Origin of the sequence: Yoonia vestfoldensis DSM 16212, assembly GCF_000382265.1 — a bacterium.
Lineage (GTDB): Bacteria > Pseudomonadota > Alphaproteobacteria > Rhodobacterales > Rhodobacteraceae > Yoonia > Yoonia vestfoldensis.
In genome coordinates this window covers 16,907-35,120 of record NZ_KB907993.1, presented here as the reverse complement: position 1 = coordinate 35,120, position 18,214 = coordinate 16,907, and the positions used below count along the sequence as shown (strand labels likewise).

Annotated in this window: 20 protein-coding genes; 12 read left to right on the top strand and 8 right to left on the bottom strand. The window is 65.6% G+C overall.

Annotated features, from left to right (window positions below; translation table 11 throughout):
- Positions 1–5 precede the first annotated feature (5 nt).
- Together H147_RS0116970 and H147_RS0116965 are read left to right on the top strand one after the other, a co-directional pair.
- Positions 6–749 (top strand): ABC transporter permease, encoded by a 744-nt coding sequence (locus tag H147_RS0116970; RefSeq protein WP_026352638.1) that lies wholly within the window; start codon positions 6–8, stop codon positions 747–749.
- Entirely contained in the window at positions 746–1,537 is a 792-nt protein-coding gene (locus H147_RS0116965; protein WP_019956591.1) for an ABC transporter permease, read from the top strand. Before H147_RS0116970 ends, H147_RS0116965 begins: the two co-directional genes overlap by 4 nt.
- On the opposite strand, the gene modC is transcribed toward H147_RS0116965, so the two are convergent.
- From modC to H147_RS0116945, 4 genes are all read right to left on the bottom strand, one after another.
- Positions 1,515–2,618, bottom strand: coding sequence for a molybdenum ABC transporter ATP-binding protein (modC, locus tag H147_RS0116960; RefSeq protein WP_019956590.1), 1,104 nt, complete (start codon positions 2,616–2,618; stop codon positions 1,515–1,517). The genes H147_RS0116965 and modC overlap by 23 nt on opposite strands.
- On the bottom strand, positions 2,615–3,325 hold the full coding sequence (gene modB / locus H147_RS0116955) for a molybdate ABC transporter permease subunit (RefSeq protein WP_019956589.1): 711 nt from the start codon (positions 3,323–3,325) through the stop codon (positions 2,615–2,617). The genes modC and modB overlap by 4 nt, the downstream gene beginning before the upstream one ends.
- Entirely contained in the window at positions 3,325–4,104 is a 780-nt protein-coding gene (gene modA, locus H147_RS0116950) for a molybdate ABC transporter substrate-binding protein (RefSeq protein ID WP_019956588.1), read from the bottom strand. The genes modB and modA overlap by 1 nt, the downstream gene beginning before the upstream one ends.
- A gap of 64 nt (positions 4,105–4,168) precedes the next feature.
- A complete protein-coding gene (locus H147_RS0116945) occupies positions 4,169–4,540 on the bottom strand; it encodes a winged helix-turn-helix domain-containing protein (protein WP_019956587.1) in 372 nt (123 codons plus the stop codon).
- Between the two features lie 172 nt (positions 4,541–4,712).
- Between H147_RS0116945 and H147_RS0116940 the strand changes: the two genes are divergently transcribed.
- A complete protein-coding gene (locus H147_RS0116940) occupies positions 4,713–5,378 on the top strand; it encodes a sugar transferase (RefSeq protein ID WP_026352637.1) in 666 nt (221 codons plus the stop codon).
- On the opposite strand, the gene H147_RS0116935 is transcribed toward H147_RS0116940, so the two are convergent.
- Positions 5,375–6,109: a metallophosphoesterase gene (locus H147_RS0116935; RefSeq protein ID WP_019956585.1), complete on the bottom strand. Its 735-nt coding sequence runs from the start codon at positions 6,107–6,109 to the stop codon at positions 5,375–5,377. The two genes, H147_RS0116940 and H147_RS0116935, sit on opposite strands and share 4 nt — an antisense overlap.
- A 127-nt stretch (positions 6,110–6,236) precedes the next feature.
- On the opposite strand from H147_RS0116935, the gene H147_RS0116930 reads away from it, so the two are divergent.
- Both H147_RS0116930 and H147_RS0116925 read left to right on the top strand, forming a co-directional pair.
- Positions 6,237–6,494, top strand: coding sequence for a spike base protein, RCAP_Rcc01079 family (locus tag H147_RS0116930; RefSeq protein ID WP_026352636.1), 258 nt, complete (start codon positions 6,237–6,239; stop codon positions 6,492–6,494).
- A 3-nt stretch (positions 6,495–6,497) separates the two neighbouring features.
- Positions 6,498–8,102 carry a hypothetical protein gene (locus H147_RS0116925; protein ID WP_019956583.1) on the top strand — a complete coding sequence of 535 codons (1,605 nt, stop codon included), beginning with the start codon at positions 6,498–6,500 and terminating at the stop codon, positions 8,100–8,102.
- On the opposite strand, the gene H147_RS0116920 is transcribed toward H147_RS0116925, so the two are convergent.
- On the bottom strand, positions 8,093–10,030 hold the full coding sequence (locus H147_RS0116920; RefSeq protein WP_019956582.1) for an AAA family ATPase: 1,938 nt from the start codon (positions 10,028–10,030) through the stop codon (positions 8,093–8,095). The genes H147_RS0116925 and H147_RS0116920 overlap by 10 nt on opposite strands.
- 134 nt (positions 10,031–10,164) lie before the next feature.
- Between H147_RS0116920 and H147_RS0116915 the strand changes: the two genes are divergently transcribed.
- From H147_RS0116915 to H147_RS0116885, 7 genes are read left to right on the top strand one after another with little or no spacing between them, the layout of a single operon-like run.
- Positions 10,165–11,397: a polysaccharide biosynthesis protein gene (locus H147_RS0116915; RefSeq protein ID WP_019956581.1), complete on the top strand. Its 1,233-nt coding sequence runs from the start codon at positions 10,165–10,167 to the stop codon at positions 11,395–11,397.
- On the top strand, positions 11,382–12,722 hold the full coding sequence (locus H147_RS0116910) for a hypothetical protein (protein WP_019956580.1): 1,341 nt from the start codon (positions 11,382–11,384) through the stop codon (positions 12,720–12,722). Before H147_RS0116915 ends, H147_RS0116910 begins: the two co-directional genes overlap by 16 nt.
- A complete protein-coding gene (locus H147_RS21515; protein WP_019956579.1) occupies positions 12,715–13,278 on the top strand; it encodes an acyltransferase in 564 nt (187 codons plus the stop codon). Before H147_RS0116910 ends, H147_RS21515 begins: the two co-directional genes overlap by 8 nt.
- A complete protein-coding gene (locus H147_RS0116900; protein WP_019956578.1) occupies positions 13,275–14,399 on the top strand; it encodes a glycosyltransferase in 1,125 nt (374 codons plus the stop codon). The genes H147_RS21515 and H147_RS0116900 overlap by 4 nt, the downstream gene beginning before the upstream one ends.
- The gene (locus H147_RS0116895; RefSeq protein ID WP_019956577.1) at positions 14,396–14,935 is read left to right on the top strand and encodes an LbetaH domain-containing protein; all 540 of its coding nucleotides are present in this window, start codon (positions 14,396–14,398) and stop codon (positions 14,933–14,935) included. Before H147_RS0116900 ends, H147_RS0116895 begins: the two co-directional genes overlap by 4 nt.
- Positions 14,932–15,834: a glycosyltransferase family 2 protein gene (locus tag H147_RS0116890; protein ID WP_019956576.1), complete on the top strand. Its 903-nt coding sequence runs from the start codon at positions 14,932–14,934 to the stop codon at positions 15,832–15,834. Before H147_RS0116895 ends, H147_RS0116890 begins: the two co-directional genes overlap by 4 nt.
- On the top strand, positions 15,831–16,574 hold the full coding sequence (locus H147_RS0116885) for a glycosyltransferase family 2 protein (protein ID WP_019956575.1): 744 nt from the start codon (positions 15,831–15,833) through the stop codon (positions 16,572–16,574). The genes H147_RS0116890 and H147_RS0116885 overlap by 4 nt, the downstream gene beginning before the upstream one ends.
- On the opposite strand, the gene H147_RS0116880 is transcribed toward H147_RS0116885, so the two are convergent.
- Together H147_RS0116880 and H147_RS0116875 are read right to left on the bottom strand one after the other, a co-directional pair.
- Positions 16,571–17,512, bottom strand: coding sequence for a phosphatidate cytidylyltransferase (locus H147_RS0116880; protein ID WP_019956574.1), 942 nt, complete (start codon positions 17,510–17,512; stop codon positions 16,571–16,573). The genes H147_RS0116885 and H147_RS0116880 overlap by 4 nt on opposite strands.
- Complete coding sequence (locus H147_RS0116875; RefSeq protein ID WP_019956573.1) at positions 17,509–18,150, bottom strand: lysophospholipid acyltransferase family protein; 642 nt, start codon at positions 18,148–18,150, stop codon at positions 17,509–17,511. The genes H147_RS0116880 and H147_RS0116875 overlap by 4 nt, the downstream gene beginning before the upstream one ends.
- Between the last annotated feature and the right edge of the window lie 64 nt (positions 18,151–18,214).

The following is an 18,214-nucleotide window of genomic DNA, read 5'->3' as shown; positions in this document are numbered from 1 at the left end:
ACCGGGTGTCGGACTGGCTATATGCCCTCTGGCCGGGGCTGGAAACATCGGTCGGTCTTTTGTCCCTCCAGCCGCCGGGCTGGGGGGGTAACCTTTTGCGCGGCGCTTGGGCGAGCCTGCAGATCGCACTTGGCGCTTTTGCGCTGGGCCTGCTGATCGGCACGGCGGGCGCGCTGGGCAAGCTGTATGGCGGCCCGGTCACGCGCGATCTGCTGTCGGTCTATACGGTCGTCGTGCGGGCGGTGCCTGAACTGATCCTGATCCTGATCCTCTATTACGCGGGCACGGACCTGCTCAATCAGGCCCTGCGCGCGATGGGGCAGCGGCCTGTCGAAATTTCGGGCGTTGTCGCGGGTATCGCCGTTCTGGGCATCGTGCAGGGCGCCTATGCGACCGAGGTGCTGCGTGGCGCGATCCAGTCGGTGCCGCGCGGCCAGCACGAGGCGGCGCGCGCCTATGGCATGGGTGCGGTCCAGACGTTCTGGCGCGTGACCATTCCCGCGATGCTGCCTTTGGCGCTGCCGGGCCTGTCGAACCTCTGGCTGATCGCGACCAAGGATACCGCCCTGCTGGCCATCGTCGGCTTTTCCGAACTGACGCTGGAGACGCGGCAGGCGGCAGGATCGACGCGGGCCTATTTCACGTTCTTTCTGGCGGCGGGCGCCATCTATCTGGCGATGACGCTGCTGTCGGGCCGCATCTTCGGCTGGATCGAGGCGCGCTACCGGCGCGGGCAGGCCGCGCAATGAACCACCAGAGGATCGCAGAAGAGGTCTTTGTGCCGCACCGGATCGTCATGGTCGCGGTGGCGCTGGGCCTTGTGGTCTGGGCAGCGCTGGCGCTGCGCTGGGACTGGATTCCGCGCTATTATGATCTGGCGGTGCAGGGCATCTGGCGGACATTGTGGCTGCTCGGCTTGAGTTGCCTGATCGGGTTCATGCTAGCGGTGCCTTTGGGTCTGGCGCAGGCGGCAGGGCCACGGTTTCTGGCAGCACCCGCGCGTGCGTTCTGCACGGTGATCCGTGGCACGCCGCTGCTGTTGCAGTTGTGGCTGATCTATTTCGGTGTCGGCAGCCTGTTTCCGCAATTTCCATGGATCAGGGAAAGCGAGCTGTGGCCCTATCTGCGGCAGGCATGGCCCTATGCATTGTTAGCCCTGTCGCTCAGTTTCGCGGGCTACGAGGGCGAGGTGATGCGCGGCGCGTTCAAATCCGTCGCCGGTGGGCAGTTGGAGGCTGCGCGGTCCATGGGCATGGGCCGGTTCGCGATCTTCCGGCGCATCTGGTTTCCGCAGGCGCTGCAACGCGCGCTGCCGACCTTGGGCGGCGAAACCGTGCTGCAACTCAAAGCGACGCCCTTGGTGGCCACGATCACGGTGATCGAGATTTATGCAGTGTCGAGCCGTGTGCGGCAGGATACGTTCATCATCTATGAACCGCTGTTGTTGCTGGCGGTGATCTATATGGTGATCGCGGGGCTGCTGGCGCTGGCCTTCAAGCTTTTGGAACAGCGGTTCAATCGTGGGATGGTGGGCTAGGGCGCCCGGTCCCGATATCGTCCGGTGCCACGGCGACCGTTTTGATCACGGCGTGACAGGTCTGCCCCTTGGCCAGCCCCATCGCCTCTACGGACCGGCGGGTGATGCGGGCAGAGAGCCGATCCTCGTCCACGGCCAGCGTGACCATCGCGCCGGGGCCGTCGCCAAGGCGCAGATCGCTGATCGTGCCGTGCAGGATGTTCAGTGCGGACAAGCCCACAGGCCTGTCGCGCGACAGGATCACATCCTGCGCCATGATCCGCACCTGCAAGGTCGCACCCGCTGCATCACCGATGCGCGGCAGCCAGAGAGTGCCTGCGCCGGTGGCAAGTTCCGTCAACCCATCCGCATGATGCGCCACAACACGCGCTGTCAGCAGCGACGCAGCCCCGCGCGCACCGACGACGCCGACATCGCCTAGCACCTGCGCGGGTGGACCGCAGGCGATGACGCGGCCTTCCCGCAGGGCGACGACCGTGGTGGCCAGACGCGCCACCTCTGCCGAGGCGTGGCTGACATAGAGGATCGGCACCGCCACCTCGTCGCGCAGGCGTTCGAAATAGGGCAGGATTTCCGCCTTGCGCGCCTCGTCCAAAGCGGCCAGCGGTTCGTCCGCAAGGATCAGCCTTGGCCCGGACAGCAGCGCCCGCCCAATGGCGACGCGCTGTTTTTCACCCCCCGAGAGCGTGCCGGGGCGGCGGGCAAGCAAATGGCCGATGCCCAACAGGTCCACCGTGCGATCCATGCTTTCGACACGGGCATCGCGCGGCGCGAACCAGCGCCCATAGGCAAGGTTCTGGCGCACTGTCAGATGCGGGAACAGGCGTGCATCCTGAAAGATATAGCCGATGCGCCTGCGGTGCGGGGCGAGGTTCCGGCGGCCGGTGGTATCCAGCAGCACCCAGTCATCGACCGCGATCCGTCCGTGATCCGGGCGCAGCAGCCCCGCCACGGCGTTGATCAGCGTCGTCTTGCCGGACCCGGACGGGCCGAACAACACGCTGACGCCGTGGGGGAGGTCGATATCGACATCAAGGTCGAACCCCGCAAAACCGTGCTGCACTTTGATCCGCAAACTCATGATCCCGCCACCCGCTTGGCGACGCGGCGCGCGAGGTATTCGGACAAGAGCAGTGCCGCCATCGCGATGATGATCGCGATGATCACCAGACGGGTCGCAGAGTCCTGTCCGCCCGGCACTTGGAGAAAGGCATAGATCGCGGACGGGATCGTCTGTGTCTGGCCGGGGATGTTGGATACGAACGTGATCGTCGCCCCGAATTCGCCGATCGCCTTGGCAAAAGCAAGAATCGACCCTGCGATGATCCCCGGCAGGATCAGCGGCAGGGTGACGGTGGCGAACACCCAAGGGCGCGACGCACCCAGCGTGCTGGCGGCGGCTTCAAGTTTGGGGTCCACCGCCTCGATTGCGAGGCGGATCGCGCGGACCATCAGAGGAAAGGCCATGATCGCGGCGGCAACGGCGGCCCCTGTCCAGCGGAACGACAGGACGATGCCGAACCATGCGTCAAGGAATTCACCCACAGGCCCCCGTCTGCCAAAGGTGATCAGCAGCAGGTAACCCGTCACAACCGGCGGCAGGATCAGCGGCAAATGCACGATGCCGTTCAGGACCTGCTTGCCCCAGAAATCCCACCGCGCCAACGCATAGGCCACGAATATCCCCAAGGGCAGGCTGGCGAGCGTCGCCCAGAACGACACGCGGATCGACAGGCGTACGGCCTGCCATTCCGCCGGGCCGAGCCAGCTTGCCCAGTCAGATCCCATCACTCGACGACGCTGAACCCGTACGACTGCCAGATGGCGCGGGCGGTGTCGGACGCGAGGTAATCAAGAAACGCCTCTGCATGGGCGCTGTCGCTTTGTGCCGTGATCGCGGCGGGATAGATGATCGGCGCATGGCTTCCGGCCGGAAAGGTGCCGATGATGCTGACGTTGTCCGCGACCGCTGCATCGGTCGCATAGACGATGCCCAAAGGCGCCTCGTTCAGCGCGACAAAGGCAAGGGCCGCGCGCACATTGTCGGATTGCGCGACCAGCGGTTCCACGCTGTCCCACAGCCCCAGCGACGTCAGCGCCGCTTTGCCGTAGATGCCCGCAGGCACCGCATCGACCAAGGCCATCGACAGCCGGTCGTTGCCGAGCATCCCGGCAAGATCCAGATTTTCGTCGATTGTCACGGGTGTCACATCCTGACCATGCGCGATCAGGACCAGCGTGTTGCCAAGGATATCGCGGCGTGTGCCTTGGCGCAGATCGCCCGAGCTGTCGACCGCGTCCATCCAGTCGACGCTGGCGGAAATGAAGATATCGGCAGGCGCACCTTGCTGGATCTGGTTCGCCAGTGCGGATGATCCCGCATAAGAGACGATTGCGGCGAGGCCGGTCTCTGCCGTCCATGCCTCTGCCACGCTGTCAAGCGCGTTGGTCAGACTGGCCGCTGCAAAGATCGTCAGATCCTCTGCCATGGCGCGCAGTGGGGCGCCCAGCAAAAGCGCGGCAGTGATGGCCGTGGCGATGGCGCGGCCCGCAGATGATATCGGCATGGGCGTCTCCCTGTTGATATGTTTCGACAAACATATCGCAGCACAAGCGCGTCGCAGGCAAGCGTTATTTTTCTTCGGGAATATCCCCCAGCATGGATTGCAACTGATCCAGATGGGGCGCGCCTGCAGTCGCCGCAGCCTGTTCAAAGTCGCGGTAAAGCCGCAGCACCCTGCGTCCGGTGTCGGTCAGCACAGCGCCGCCGCCGCCCGGACCGCCGCGCGTGCTGTCCACAAGCGGCGCGCCGAACATGGCGTTCAGGGTGCCGATCAACTGCCATGCGCGCTTGTAGCTCATCTTCATTTCGCGCCCGGCGGCTGCGATCGACCCGCAGCGGTCGATGCGTTCCAGCAATTCGGCCTTGCCGGGGCCGATCATCTCGGCCTCGCCAAAGACGATGCGAATGCGCAGGGCGGGTATCTTGGCGGTCTCGGTCATGGGCGCAGTGTCCGGCGCGCCGTGGATAAAGACAAGAGGGATGCTCAATCTGCCATCCGGTGCCGTCGTCCCCGTTCCACTTAACCACTCTTTAACCATGTACCGCCATTTTCGTCCTATGCCGGTCGCAGCATCGCGTCGGCGGGTCAGAATGGCAAAGGCGGTACGCGGTATGTCTGATGTGTCTCACCACGGCGTGTATCTTGCCGATCCTGCCTGTCCGGCTGCATCGGCGTTGTCCCTTGCGCGGACCGGTCTGCCGCCGGTATCAAAGCGGATTTTCGACCGGGCGGTCGCCTTGGCGCTGCTGGTCGTGCTGGTGCTGGTCGGGGCGGTGCTGGTGGTCCTGAACCCGTTCCTGAATGCCGGTCCGCTCATGTATCGGCAGGATAGGATGGGCTATCAGTGCCACCGCTTTGCCGCGCTGAAATTCCGCACCATGCGCGCGGCGACCGGCGCGGCGCGTGGTGCTTTCGACGCGCTGGAGGCTGACCGGATCACCGTGCTGGGCCGGTTCCTGCGCAAATCGCGGCTGGATGAATTGCCGCAGATCATCAATGTCCTGCGCGGCGAAATGAGCCTGATCGGCCCGCGCCCCGACAGCTATGACCATGCCTGTGTGTATCTGCGCGAAATCGCGGGCTATGCCGAACGCCACAGCGTGCGGCCCGGTGTCAGCGGTCTGGCGCAGACCGAGGTGGGCTATGTCGACGGGATCGATGGCATAAGGCGCAAAGTGGCGGCGGACCTGCATTACATCGCCAACGCCTCTTTCCGGCTGGATCTGTGGATCGCGTGGCGCACCATCGTCGTGGTGCTGACGCGCAAGGGGGCCTAGAACGCGCGGACCCTGCCGTCGCCGATGATCACGGCGGTCAGGTTGCCGGTTTTCCACGCGCCGGTGTCGATGGACACCACGCCGTTTCGGATGGTCAGCTGCGGCACGATGCTGTGGCCATGCACGCACCAGATGCCATCACGGCGCGTCACCTGACCGAAGTCGGGATGCCCCCAGGCCATCGCCTTGGGCACCTGATCGGCCAGCGGCAGGGCCGGATCGGCGCCCGCATGCAGGACTGCGACATTGCCGCTATGCCACCAATAGGGCATGGATTTCATCCATGTGACCGTGCCACCCAGCGCGGCCTCCAGCGCGTCGCGTGCGCGGGCAAGGTCGGCGGGGACAAAATCATCTGGCAGATTGTCGATGCCATAGCTTTTCAGGGTCGCCCGTCCGCCATAGCGCAGCCAGGTGCGGCCGGTCTTGCGCGGGCGGCGCAGAAAGCGCAGCAGCAGGTCTTCGTGATTGCCGCGCAGGCAGGTCAGGGCGATCCGCGCCGTGCAATCTTGCAACAGCCGCAGCACTGCGGCGCTGTCCGGGCCATGGTCGATGTAATCGCCCACCAGCACCACGGGCAGGCCATCCGATGCCGCCCGGTCGAGCAAGGGGGCCAGCAGATCTGCCCGTCCATGTACATCGCCGATTGCAACGAACGGACGCTCCGGAAGCGGCGGCCCGCCCTCGAAGTGGTCCGAAGATGTGTCTGACAGGTGGTCGGGTAACGCCATGCTGTGTGCTTTACCGCGACAGAGCCGTGCTTGGCCAGTGCCGTTGCGTGCCGCACCGCACGATGCGGCAACGCGGCTTTCACGCGAACGGCGGATGATGGCGGCTGCAACATATCTGGAGTCCCCGATGCCTGATCCATTCAGTTCCGACTACGTCAACCTGACCTCGCCCGCTGTGGCGCATTATGTCGTCACACCGTCGGACAGCGCGGATCTGCCGGTGCGCCCGCGCGCGATCTTCGTGCAAAGCGCGGGCACCGCGGCCTTGCAGGACAAGGATGGTCAGATCGTTATTTATGACGTGGCGGCCGGTGCGGTCCTGTCGATCCGTCCCGTGCGTGTACGGGCCAGCGGCACGACGGCGCAGCTTGTGGCGTGGTACTGATCCATGATCGGACTGGAGCTTTCGCCCGCCTATGCCGCGGCGGCCGCGCGCGACCCGCTGGCCGCATTTTTCGCCAAGGGCAGCGGCGCGCATGTGGCGCTTGCCCCCGGACCGCAAGGCGGGCTGACCGTCTGGACCGAGACCGGCCCTGCGACGGCTGCCTGCCTACGGCTGGACGGCGTCAATGCGGCAACGCGGCTGTCGTGGCGCGAAACGCTGACCTGTGCCTTGCGCAAGGTCTATCCGGTGGCGGCTTTCGGTCTGTCGGCGGGCTGGTCGCAGCTGCAATCCTCCGGTTCTGGCTTGTCGGGCAGCTATACCGGCAACCGCGCCATCAGTACCTCGTCACTCGCAGCCACGGTCAGCGTGACGGTGGATCGGGCCAAGCCATATGACCTGTGGATCTGTTTCACGGGCCGCACGTCAGGGGGGTACTGCCGCGTGGACATCGACGGCGGGCAGGCATTGGTCGATGCCATCGGTGATCCTGCAGGGCTGGGGTTCAAGGCGTTCAGCACCCATACCGCCACCGACATGCAGCGCCGCCGCAGCATCCGTGTCGCAACCGGCCTGACCGGCACCCATGTCGTGCTTTTGTCGCATGGCGGTGTGGCCACACCCGGCGGCAACAGCCTGATGATCGAGGCGCTCGCGCTCAGCGCCGATCTGTCCGACGACGGCATCCTGCCACCGGTCTGGCAGCCTGCGACCTCTTATGTCATGGGCGACGAGGTCCAGTGGCAAGGCACGTTTTATGCCGCCCGCGCGACCGGCATCAGCGGGACCATGCCGCCTGCGCATCTGTCGGGGATCGGCGGCGACGGCGCATTGGACTGGCGTGCCGACAACCGCCCCACCTATCCACAGTTTCAAGCGATCGACTACGCCTCCGAGCGGGAATATGCCGCCCGTATCGTCATCGACGGTGCCGCGACCGAGATCGGCGGGCAGACACACGGCAACGAAACGCTGGTCTCGCGCAGCGTGACGGTGGATGCCGCGCCATTCGTGCCTGCGATCGTCGGCACTGGCCTGCGCGTCGGCGCCGAGATCGTTTCTGTTGAAAACACCACATGGCAGCGCGGCAGCGGCGGCGATATCGGCGAATGCCAGATGACCCGCCGGATCACGCCCGGAGAGGTGCGCCACGACGTGCAGGTCACGGCAACGGGCCCGGCTGCGACGTTCGAGTGGCTCTATCTCGGGATGTTGCCCCTCGTGCATTGGGACGGAGAAAGCGCGGCCGTGGCGGTCCAGCATGTCAGGGGCCCGGAGAATAGCGTCTCGCTCGCCGATTTTGCAGGCCAGACGCCGGCGAATATCGGCTTTGGAGCGACGACGCGGCTTGGTCTGTCTGGGCGCGGGGTGACAGGCGATCTGGTTTATGGCTGTCAGGCCGCACCATCGCCTGTGCCGGGCAACCTGATCGGTCCGGTGACGACCTTCCTGCGGCCAAATATCGAGGGACACGGCGCAACCGGTTCGCTCGACTGGATTGCAAAGGCCTATGTCGCGGCGGATTTGCCTGCGGAAACGCTGATGCAGGCGGGCGATGTGATCGGGTTTTCCAGCCGCCACATCATTGCGGTCAACCCGGTTCAGGCGTGAAAATACCCCCGCCCGTAGCGGGCAAAGCTGATCCCACCGCGCCGGGCCTGTTTGCGGGTATCGACCTGCGTCAGCGTCAGCCCGCTGATCTGCACACCGGCCGCTGCCAGTTTCTCGGTGGCGGCAAGGACGACGGCGGCTGGCGTCTTGTCCCAGCGGACTGCGACCACCACCGCGTCGGCATGGCGGCCCAGCGCGAGCGCATCTGATACCGGTACAACCGGGGGAGCGTCGATCACGATGACATCATAGGCCGCGCGCGCCTGCGCGATCACTTTGGCCAGCGCTGGCAAAAACAGGGTTTCAGCCTCGTTTGCATCCTGCGCGCCGCCTGCGAGCAGATCAACCCCCGGGATCAGGCTGGGCTCTGTTGCAGCTGTCAGATCGAGATGGCCGAGGATCACCGCAGCCAGCCCATCCGTTCCCGCAAGCGGAAAGTAGCGCCGGAACGATCCTTGTCGCAGGTCACCATCGACCAGCAATACCCTTTTTCCCAGATGCGCCAGCGCATGTGCGAGCCCGATTGCCTGCGTGGTCTTGCCTTCGCCGGGAACCGCCGAGGTGGACAGGATCACCTGCGGTGCCTGCGCGCCCTGCAGCAACAGCGCTGTGCGCAGGTGCCTATAGGCTTCGGTCGCTGCTGTGGCCTGCGCTGCGTCCAGCAGATAAAGCAAGCGCGCCGGCCTGCGTGACGGCAGCGACGGCAGTTGCGCGAGAACCGGCAGGCCGGTGGCGTCCTGCAAGGCGGCCGCATCCGCGAAACTGCGCCGCAGGCTATGGCGCAAGACGACCAGCATCAGCCCGCCCAAAGCGCCGACAAGGGCGGCAAGCTGCAACAGCAGCACCTTTTGCGGGCCGATGTAACGCGCCTCTGTCGCGGCATTCAGCACACGGCTGTCCGGGGCAAGCTGGCCTTGGCGCAAGGCCAGATCCTGCAACCGGTCCTGATACGCCGCTTGCTGTGCAAGATTGGCATCAAGGTCCAACTGCAATCTGTCGCGTGCCTGATTGGCTGCGCTCAGCGCTTGCACCTGTGCTGCAAGATCGTCACGGCTGGCCCCGAGCGCGGTCGTCTGCGCGGTCAGCCGCTGGCGGTTGGCGCTGTCGGCTGTCCGTGCCAATGCGTCCGTTGCCAAGATCAGGCGCGCCTCTGTGTCCTGCAATTGACGGCCCAGCGCGTCGGACCTCGTGGGGTCCTGCAGACCTGCCTGCGCGACAAGATCGGTGATCGCGGCCTCGGTCCCGGTCCGTTCGGTGCGCAGATCGTCCAATCTGGCGGTCAGCCACGCGACGCCGGCCTCGGTCATGTCGCGCTTACGCGTCACCTGATCGGCCAGATAGACCGCCGCCAGCGTGTTGGCGATACTCACCGCCTTGTCGGCATCACCTGTCGTCACCGTGACGCGCAAAAGATCGCTATCGCGTGGATTTTCGACGGTGATCGCGGCGCGCAGGTTTTGCACCAGCTTGGCCGCCATTGCCGCGCCATCGGGCGGCAGTTCGACCTGCCCCATAAGCAGGTTGCGCAGGCTCGTGCGGATGCCCCGCACGGACAAGGGCGGCACCGGGGTCAGGTACCGGTTGAAGGCCGGATCGTCCTGCAGCTCCAATCGGTCGATCACCTGTTGCAGTGTCGCCGTGGCCAGCAGCACCTGTATCTGTGTGCCGGGTTTGACAGTCTCGGCGCTGCCCGCAGGCAGGACGGGCGGAGGCGCGACGCGCATGTCGATCACGGTCACGGCGGCGTGCCGCGGACTGGCAAGCGCAAAGCCGTAGTAGCCCGCGAGCAGGACGGCGACCCCCGTCATCAGTGCGATCATCCATTTCCCTGCCCAGACCACGCGCAGCATCTGTACGAGATCGACCGGCGCCGTCCGGTCAAGCGCGAGAAAGGCAGGATCAGGTGAATACGGAACGGGGCGGGGCATGAACAGGGCTTTCCAATCGACAACGCAACCCGGTCCAGAAACCACAAAGGGGTTAAGACAAAATTAATCACAATGAAGGAACAGTGAGAGCGGCGCGAACATCCTGAACGCGTCGTTAAGGTAGTATCTGCGTCATGATGTCGATCCTGCGGCATTTCCTTCATCATCCCGCCAGCCTTGCGGTTTTTGTCCGGGGTGGGCTGGTGGCGGGCAATGTTGCGGTTCTGCTGGGGCTCGCGTGGCTGCTGGGTCTTGACGGTTTCGGTGCGCTGATCGTGGCCTGGGGGCTGGCGCTGGTCAGCGCCACCGTGCTGGGGTTTGGCGGGCCGCTGACGTTGCTGGCACGGCTTGGCGATGGCGCGGGCATGCACCCGCGCGCGGTGATCCAGCTTTGTCTGGGTCTGCCCGGCTTGACGGCGGCGGGCGCGTTCCTGATCCTGCGTCTGATCTGGCCGGAGATGCCATGGGCGGGCGTTCTGGCCGTCGCGGTTGCGGTCAATCTTGCGTCCTGTCTGGCCAGTATCCTGCGCGTGCTGGGCTCGGTGCATCTGTCGATGGCCTTGCGCGATGGCGCGCCGCTGCTTGCGCTTGGGCTGGCGGGATTGGCGCAGCGCGATCCCGCAGAGATCCTGTGGGTCACCGCGCTGATCCTCGGCGCTGTCTGCCTTGGTGTGGCAGGGCTGGTCGTCCGGCATCCGCACTGCGGCACATTGATCGGTCACGACAAGCCCGCGGGCGTGCTGACCGCGAACCTCTGGGCGGTGGCGGTGCTGGGGATGGTGCTGGCGCAGATCGATATCATCGTCGGCGGCCAGTTCCTGACACCTGAACAGATCGGGGTCTATGCGCTGCTGCGGCGTCTGGCAAACCTTGTGGCCTTGCCGATGTCGGTGGCGACATGGGTCAGCGCGGGGCGGATCAGCGCTGCCCATGCCGCAAGCGATGCGCCCGCCCTGCAGGACGCGAGCGATGCAGGGGCGCGCATCGCCTTGCTGCCGGGGCTGGCGCTGGCGGGGGTGACGCTGCTGGCGCTGCCTGTCCTGTCGGTCTGGCTGCCCGGTTTGCCGGTGCCGATTCTTCTGGTGCTGCTTGGCGGTACGCTGATCCAACTGGCCTTTGCGCAAGGGATGACCGTCGCCACCCTGACCGGGCACGGTCACCTCGCGGCGATCGCCCGGCTTGCGGGTGTGCTGTGTTATCTTACGCCTGTCGTGCTGGTCGCGCCGCAGGGCGCCATGGGCAACGCGCTGGCCTATGTCGCGGGGACCAGCCTGTGTTCGGCACTGCTATGGCTCTGGGTTCTGCGCGGCATGGGGATCAACACGCTGGCCCGCCCAACGGGGAGGCTGGCGTGGCGGATGTCCTGATCATCGCGCTTGCGACGCTCTGCACGCTGCTGCCGTTCTGGATCGCGGCACGGCAAGGGTTGCTGGCCTGGGTGTCGCCCATGCATATCCTGGGCTATTTCTGTGGCCTCGGGTTTCTGGTCAAGGCCGTGGCCTATGCCGCAGCACCCGAGTTGGCGTTCTACGCAAGGTTCGATCCCGCACCCGGGGCCTCGTTGGTGGGCGCGATCTATCTTGGGGGATTCGTGGCGCTGATCTGCCTTGGCTATCTGCTGGCATGCCGGCCGCAATCCGTCGGCGCGGGGGTCGTCGCGGCACGCGGAGTCGCTTCGGGTGTGCAGCATATGGGCGTGCTTGTCGCTGTCGCGCTGGCAGTGACGGTGGTGACAATGGCGATCATCCTGCGCGCGCGCGGCATGGGGATCGGCGATGCCGGCCTGATCGAAGGGCTGAACCGCGCCAAGCAGATCAACGTGAACGCCGATGGCGTGGGTGCCACGCTTGCCGGGATCAAGACGCTGTTCGTGATCCCCAAATTCGCTTTTGTTCTTTGCCTTGCCCAGACGATCCTGCAGCCGCGCCCGATGCGGGTGGTGATGACGCTGGCGCTGGCGGTGGCGTTGCTGGGGATCGCGCTGGTGTCGGGCGACCGGTTCGAACTGGTGGAACTGACTGTCTACGCAATCGCGACCCATGCCATTCTGGGTGGACGGATGGGCTGGCGGCAACTGGCGCTTGGGCTGTTGCCCGCCGCAGGGATCGTGCTGCTGTCGGCCTACATGACCCAACTCCGGCTGGGCGCGGAGGGTGCCACGATCCTGCGCCAGATCATCGGATCGACCTATTTTCTGGATTTCAACGTGGCGGTGATGGTCACGGGCCATGTGGAACCCGCGCAGATGCTGCTGGGGCAAAGCTATGGGTGGTGGGCATTTGGCTGGGTGCCGCGTGATCTCTGGCCGGACAAGCCCGCCATTGATCTGGGCGTCTATTTCAAGCGCGAGATCATGGATGTGGCGACGGGCGGGGCGTTCAACGTCACCGGACCGGGCGAGGCCTTCATCAACTTTGGCTGGGTTGGGCTGGCTGTCGCTCCTGTGCTGGGCTGTGGTTTCCGTCTGGGCGAGGCGTTCCTGCTGGACGCCCGCCGTACGGCACGGACTGGGTCGGCATTCCTCTATCCGATCCTGTTCTACCCCTTCGTGCAGGCCTGCCTGCAATCCTCCTTCAGCGCCTTTGTCGTGGGGGCCGCGGCGCAACTGGTGCTGATCCTGCTGATCCGCGCGCTGTTTGTCCGCCGCCTGCGCTGGCGGGCCGTGCCAACCGAAAGGCTGTCCCATGCATAAATCCGTTCTGCGCGCCCTGCGCATGCCTGCGCAAATCCGCCGCCGGTTGGGGCTGATCGCCGCGACGAAATGGCACCGCGCAACGCTGGCGCAGGTCGGTGCGGGCAGCCGGTTTCAGCCCGGCGTGCGGTTCGACGATCCGTCCTCGGTCACCATCGGCGCGGGATGCTATATCTGGCGCGGGGTCGAGGTGTCAGCCGAGACAGGCCGCGCCGGGCTGCGCATTGGCGACGGCGTGCAGATCAACCGCGATGTGCATCTGGACACAACGGGCGGGCTGGTGATCGGGGATAACACGTTGATCTCCGAAGGGGCGGTGATCTATACCCATGACCACGGACTTGACCCGTGGTCGGTCCCGCAGCCGATGGTCAAGACCATCGGCGCTGGCGTCTGGATCGGCATGCGCGCCGTGATCCTGCCCCAGTGCCGACGGATTGGCGATGGCGCGGTGATCGGTGCAGGGGCGGTGGTCACGCGCGACGTGCCTGCGGGTGCTGTCGTTGCGGGCAACCCCGCGCGGATCATCGGCCAGCGCGCAAGGGTGGCGGAATGAACATCCTGCACGTCACCCCCAGCTTTTATCCTGCGACCTTCTGGGGCGGGCCGATCTTTTCGACCAAGGCGATTTGCGACGGGATCGCGGCGACCCCTGGCTTTGATCTGCGGGTGCTGACGACCGATGCGGCAGGGCCTGCGGTGGCTGACAGGGTACGGCGCGTGCCTTTGGCTTATCGCGTGGATTATGCGCACAGGGTTGCGGGGCATAGCATCGCGCCGGGGCTGCTCGCGCGCTTGCCTGCCGCGATGCTCTGGGCGGATGTGGTGCATTTGACGGGGACCTATTCCTTTCCAACCGTGCCGGTGCTGGCGTTGGCGCGCGCCATGGGCAAACCGCTGGTCTGGTCGCCGCGTGGCGCGTTGCAGGCAACGCAGGACTGGCCCGACGCGCCACGGATCAGGGTCAAGCATCTGTTCGAGAGGGTGGCGCAAGCCTTGCGCCCAACTGATACCGTGCTGCATGTCACCGCCGGTGTCGAAGCCGCGCAGAGTGTCGCGCGCCTGCGCGGTATCCAGACGGCCGTGATCCCGAATTGCGTGACCATTCCCCCCGTTGCGCCGCGCCGGTACCGGCCCGATGGCGCGCTGCGGCTGATGTATCTTGGGCGGCTGCATCCCAAGAAAGGCATCGACCTGCTGATCGCGGCCCTGCCCGCGCAGGCGACGCTCGACATCTATGGCACCGGCACGGCAGCGGATGAGGCGGTCTTGCGCAAAGCCGCCGAGCACAACCCGCGCATCCGCTTCCACGGCGATGTACAGGGCCATGCCAAGGCGCAGGCCTTTGCGCGCGCCGATCTCTTCGTGCTGCCCAGCCATAGCGAGAATTTCGCCATCACCGTGGCCGAGGCACTGGCCCATCGCGTGCCGGTGCTGACCACGACCGGCACGCCGTGGCAGCGCCTTGATCTGATGGGCGCGGGGGCCTGCATCGACGTTGCCCGCGACGATCTCGCCACCGCGATCGCGCAGCTGGCCAAAGGTGATCTGGCGGCCATGGGCGCGCGGGGGCGCGACTGGATGATCCGCGATTTCTCGTCCGATGCGATGGTCGCAAGCTTCAAAGACCTCTACCGCGCCCTTGCCGCAGGCGAAGGAATGATGGTTCAGGCATGACGACACATATCGACATCAGCGCAAACCGGCGCGCGCGCAACTGGTCCGCCAAGGCGCAGGTCGCGCGCATCCTCTGGGGGCTGTGCCAGCCGCTGTTCCGGTTCAGCCCGCGTCCGTTCTGGGTCTGGCGGGTGTGGCTCTTGCGGCTCTTCGGCGCGCGGATCGGGCGCGAGGTGCATATCCATCCCACCGTGCGGATCACGATCCCCTGGCACCTCCATATCGAGGATCAGGCCGCCGTCGGCGACCGCGCCATCCTTTATGCGCTGGGGCCGATCCATATCGGGCCGCGCGCGACGGTGTCGCAGAACGCGCATCTCTGTGCAGGCAGCCATGACTGGCGCGACCCCGCGCGCCGCTTGCTGCGACCAGCCATCGTGATCGGGCCGGATGCGTGGGTCTGTGCGGATGCCTTCGTCGGGCCGGGCGTCGTGATCGGTGCGGGCGCGATCCTGGGCGCGCGGGGCGTGGCGCTGAGCGACCTGCCCGCGCGCCATATCGGGCAGGGCAATCCCATGCAGATCAGACCCCAATGACCGACCTGACCGCGATTATCCTGACGCGGGACGAGGCGCTGCACCTGCCGCGCGCTCTGGCGTCTCTGCAAAGGGTCGCCACCCGCGTGATCGTGGTGGACAGCGGATCGACCGACGCCACGGTGCAGATCGCGCGCGCGGCAGGGGCCGAGGTCTGGCTTCACTCATGGTCCAATTACGCGCTGCAGTTCAACGCGGCACTCGACCGGCTCGGGTCGGGCGCCGGATGGGTGCTGCGGCTCGATGCAGATGAATATGTGACGCCGCAACTGGCCGCGCAGATCGCCGCCGGCCTGCCCGATGTGGCGGGCATCACCGTTGGGCGTAGCATGTGGTTTCAGGGCCAGCCTGTCCGTTATGGCGGTCTTTTTCCGGCGCGGATGCTGCGGCTGTTCCGCCAAGGGCAGGGTCGGGTCGAGGCCCGCTGGATGGACGAACATATCGTCGTGGACGGCCCTGTCGCGCATCTGGCGGGGCAGATCATCGACGACAACCGTAAGCCGCTGGATTGGTGGATCGCCAAGCACAACGGCTATGCCAGTCGCGAGGTGGTGGATATCCTCAACCAGCGGCACGGGTTTCTGCCTGTGCAACCTACACCAACAGGCGCTGCGGGGGTGAAACGCTGGATCAAGGACAACCTCTACGCGCGCTTGCCCGGTGGGCTACGGGCGGGGGCCTATTACCTTTACCGCTACATCCTGCGCGGCGGTTTTCGGGACGGCGCGCAGGCCCGCGCGTTCCATGTCCTGCAAGGATTCTGGTACCGCTACCTTGTCGACGCCAAGCTGGCCGAGGTCGAACGCTGCATGGCGCAGACAGGCGCAGGCCCCGTTGCCGCGATCCATACCGTTCTGGGCATCGACTTGTTCCCCGAACCCCGAAAGGATGCCGCATGAAAATCTCGGTTGTTACTGCCGTGCGCAACGGGGCCGCGACCCTGCCGCGGATGCTGGACAGCCTGCGGGCGCAGACCTATGCCGATCTGGAACATGTCGTGCAGGACGGCGGGTCCACCGATGGTACGGTCGAACTTCTGCACGCGCAGGGGTTGGAGGGGATGGCGCTGGTCTCGGCTGCTGATGGCGGGATTTACGAGGCGATCAACGCAGGGATCAGGCGCGCGACAGGCGATGTGATCGGGCTGCTCCACGCCGATGATGTGCTGGCGGATGCCACCGTTCTGGCGCGCGTGGCCGATGTGCTGGCCGACCCTGCCATCGACGGTGTCTACGGCGATCTGCACTATGTCGCGCGCAATGATCCGGCGCGCGTGATAAGGCACTGGCGGGCAGGCGCGTTCAGCCCACGCGCGCTGGCGCTTGGCTGGATGCCGCCGCATCCGACGCTTTATCTGCGGCGGGACGTGTTTGACCGCGCAGGGCTATACGACACCAGCTATCGCATTTCGGGCGATTATGACGGGATGCTGCGGTTTCTGACCACGGGGCAGGTGCGGCTCGCGTATATCCCGCATGTCATGGTGCAGATGCAGATGGGCGGGGCGAGCAACCGCAGCTTTGCGCAAATGATCCGCAAAAGCCGCGAGGATTACCGCGCGATCCGGCGGCACAACGTGGGCGGGATCGGCACGCTGATGGCCAAGAACCTCAGCAAACTGCCGCAGTTCTGGGCCTAGGTGTAGAAATACCGCGTCAGGTGGTAAAAGATCGGCGCGGCGAAGATCACAGAGTCGAGCTGGTCCACGAACCCGCCCTGACCGGGGATCAGATGCGACCAGTCCTTGACGCCCCGGTCCCGCTTGATCGCGGCGAACACGATGCTGCCGAACATGCCGACCAGTGACGCGGCCCCCGCCATCGCCATCGCGCCAAGAGGCGCAAAGGGCGTGATCCAGCTCAGCAAGCCGCCGATGATCATCGCGCAGGTGACACCGCAGGCGACGCCTTCCCATGTCTTGGGCGACAGGCCGGGGGCGATTTTGGTGCGCCCGATCCGGCGGCCAAAGAAATATTCCAGCAGATCGCCCAGTTGCACCACCATCACCAGAAAGGCGATCAGCAGCACCGCGCGTTCGCTGTAATCGGGCAGGTCCAGCGTCATCAGCGCGGGCACATGGCTGACGCAAAAGACGGTAATCATCAGCGCCCATTGGGTTTCGGCAACCCGCACCAGAAAGCGGTTCGCATTGCCGCGCAGGGCCGAGACGATGGGCAAAAGCAGGAAGGCATAAACAGGGATGAAAATGGCGAACAGCCCGGTCCAGCCCATGCCGACAAAAACATATTGCAACGGCAGCACCACGAAGAACGCGAGCGCCAGTGCGATATGGTCGGCCTGCGTCTTGGCCGTCAGCGTCAGGAATTCGCGCAAGGCGGCAAAGGACACGAAGGCGAACAGGATCATCACGCCGACCTTGCCCGTCAAAAGCGCAATGCCGACGAAGGCCACCATGCCCCACCAGCTTTGCACGCGGGTCATGTAGGTTTCCAGGACCGGATTGGGCATGTCCGCAGGCTGGCGGGCGCGCAGGACCTCGCCCAGCACGGTCAGCGCGATCAGGATACTGAAACTGCCGAAAGCCAGCAGCAGGATATCGGCGGTGGTGCTGGTCATGCGCGCACCTGCGGGGCGAGGGCCGCCAGCGCATCCGCCGCGCGGCGCAGGAAGTCATCCTTGCTTTCGCCGTCCTGCACATGGATCGGCGCGCCGAATGTGACGGTGCAGATCAGCGGCAGGGGGATCACCTCGCCTTTGGGCATGATGCTGGTCAGGTTGGCGACCCATGTCGGCACGAGATCGACGTCAGGCCGCGCGCGCCCCATGTTGTAAAGCCCCGCCTTGAACGGCAGCAGCGGATCGTCGGTCATGTTGCGGTTGCCTTCGGGGAAAATGATCAGCGAGGATCCTTCGTCGAGTGCCGCGAGGATCTTGTCCATCGGTTTGTCGTCCACCTCGGGGCGGCGGTCGATCAGGACGCAGTTGAAAACCTCTGGCCCGACAAAGGCACGCAGTTTGTTCTTCAACCAGTAATCCGCCGCCGCCACGGGCCGCACGTCGCGACGCAAGGCAGGGGGCAGGCAGGACCAGATCATCGGCATGTCTGCGTTGCTGGTGTGGTTGGCGAAATACACGCGCTGGCGCGGCACGGGTTCGATGCCTTGCCAGTCCGCGCGCACCGCGGTGATCGCGCGGGCAAAGATGCGGATGGCTTGGCCTGTGATGCGGGCGGCGAACTGGCGCAGGTATGACATGGGGCTGACTTTGGCGAAGCGTTGCGGTTTTGGAAAGAGGGAACCCCGCCCGTGATCGCACGGA

Coding starts and splice junctions, on each gene's coding strand:
- H147_RS0116895 (WP_019956577.1), top strand. CDS start 14,396: ATGACGACACATATCGACATCAGCGCAAACCGGCGCGCGCGCAACTGG.
- H147_RS0116900 (WP_019956578.1), top strand. CDS start 13,275: ATGAACATCCTGCACGTCACCCCCAGCTTTTATCCTGCGACCTTCTGG.
- H147_RS0116925 (WP_019956583.1), top strand. CDS start 6,498: ATGATCGGACTGGAGCTTTCGCCCGCCTATGCCGCGGCGGCCGCGCGC.
- H147_RS0116915 (WP_019956581.1), top strand. CDS start 10,165: ATGATGTCGATCCTGCGGCATTTCCTTCATCATCCCGCCAGCCTTGCG.
- modA (WP_019956588.1), bottom strand. CDS start 4,104: ATGCCGATATCATCTGCGGGCCGCGCCATCGCCACGGCCATCACTGCC.
- H147_RS0116940 (WP_026352637.1), top strand. CDS start 4,713: ATGTCTGATGTGTCTCACCACGGCGTGTATCTTGCCGATCCTGCCTGT.
- H147_RS21515 (WP_019956579.1), top strand. CDS start 12,715: ATGCATAAATCCGTTCTGCGCGCCCTGCGCATGCCTGCGCAAATCCGC.
- modC (WP_019956590.1), bottom strand. CDS start 2,618: ATGAGTTTGCGGATCAAAGTGCAGCACGGTTTTGCGGGGTTCGACCTT.
- H147_RS0116920 (WP_019956582.1), bottom strand. CDS start 10,030: ATGCCCCGCCCCGTTCCGTATTCACCTGATCCTGCCTTTCTCGCGCTT.
- H147_RS0116885 (WP_019956575.1), top strand. CDS start 15,831: ATGAAAATCTCGGTTGTTACTGCCGTGCGCAACGGGGCCGCGACCCTG.
- H147_RS0116880 (WP_019956574.1), bottom strand. CDS start 17,512: ATGACCAGCACCACCGCCGATATCCTGCTGCTGGCTTTCGGCAGTTTC.
- H147_RS0116930 (WP_026352636.1), top strand. CDS start 6,237: ATGCCTGATCCATTCAGTTCCGACTACGTCAACCTGACCTCGCCCGCT.
- H147_RS0116935 (WP_019956585.1), bottom strand. CDS start 6,109: ATGGCGTTACCCGACCACCTGTCAGACACATCTTCGGACCACTTCGAG.
- H147_RS0116890 (WP_019956576.1), top strand. CDS start 14,932: ATGACCGACCTGACCGCGATTATCCTGACGCGGGACGAGGCGCTGCAC.
- H147_RS0116875 (WP_019956573.1), bottom strand. CDS start 18,150: ATGTCATACCTGCGCCAGTTCGCCGCCCGCATCACAGGCCAAGCCATC.
- modB (WP_019956589.1), bottom strand. CDS start 3,325: ATGGGATCTGACTGGGCAAGCTGGCTCGGCCCGGCGGAATGGCAGGCC.
- H147_RS0116965 (WP_019956591.1), top strand. CDS start 746: ATGAACCACCAGAGGATCGCAGAAGAGGTCTTTGTGCCGCACCGGATC.
- H147_RS0116945 (WP_019956587.1), bottom strand. CDS start 4,540: ATGACCGAGACCGCCAAGATACCCGCCCTGCGCATTCGCATCGTCTTT.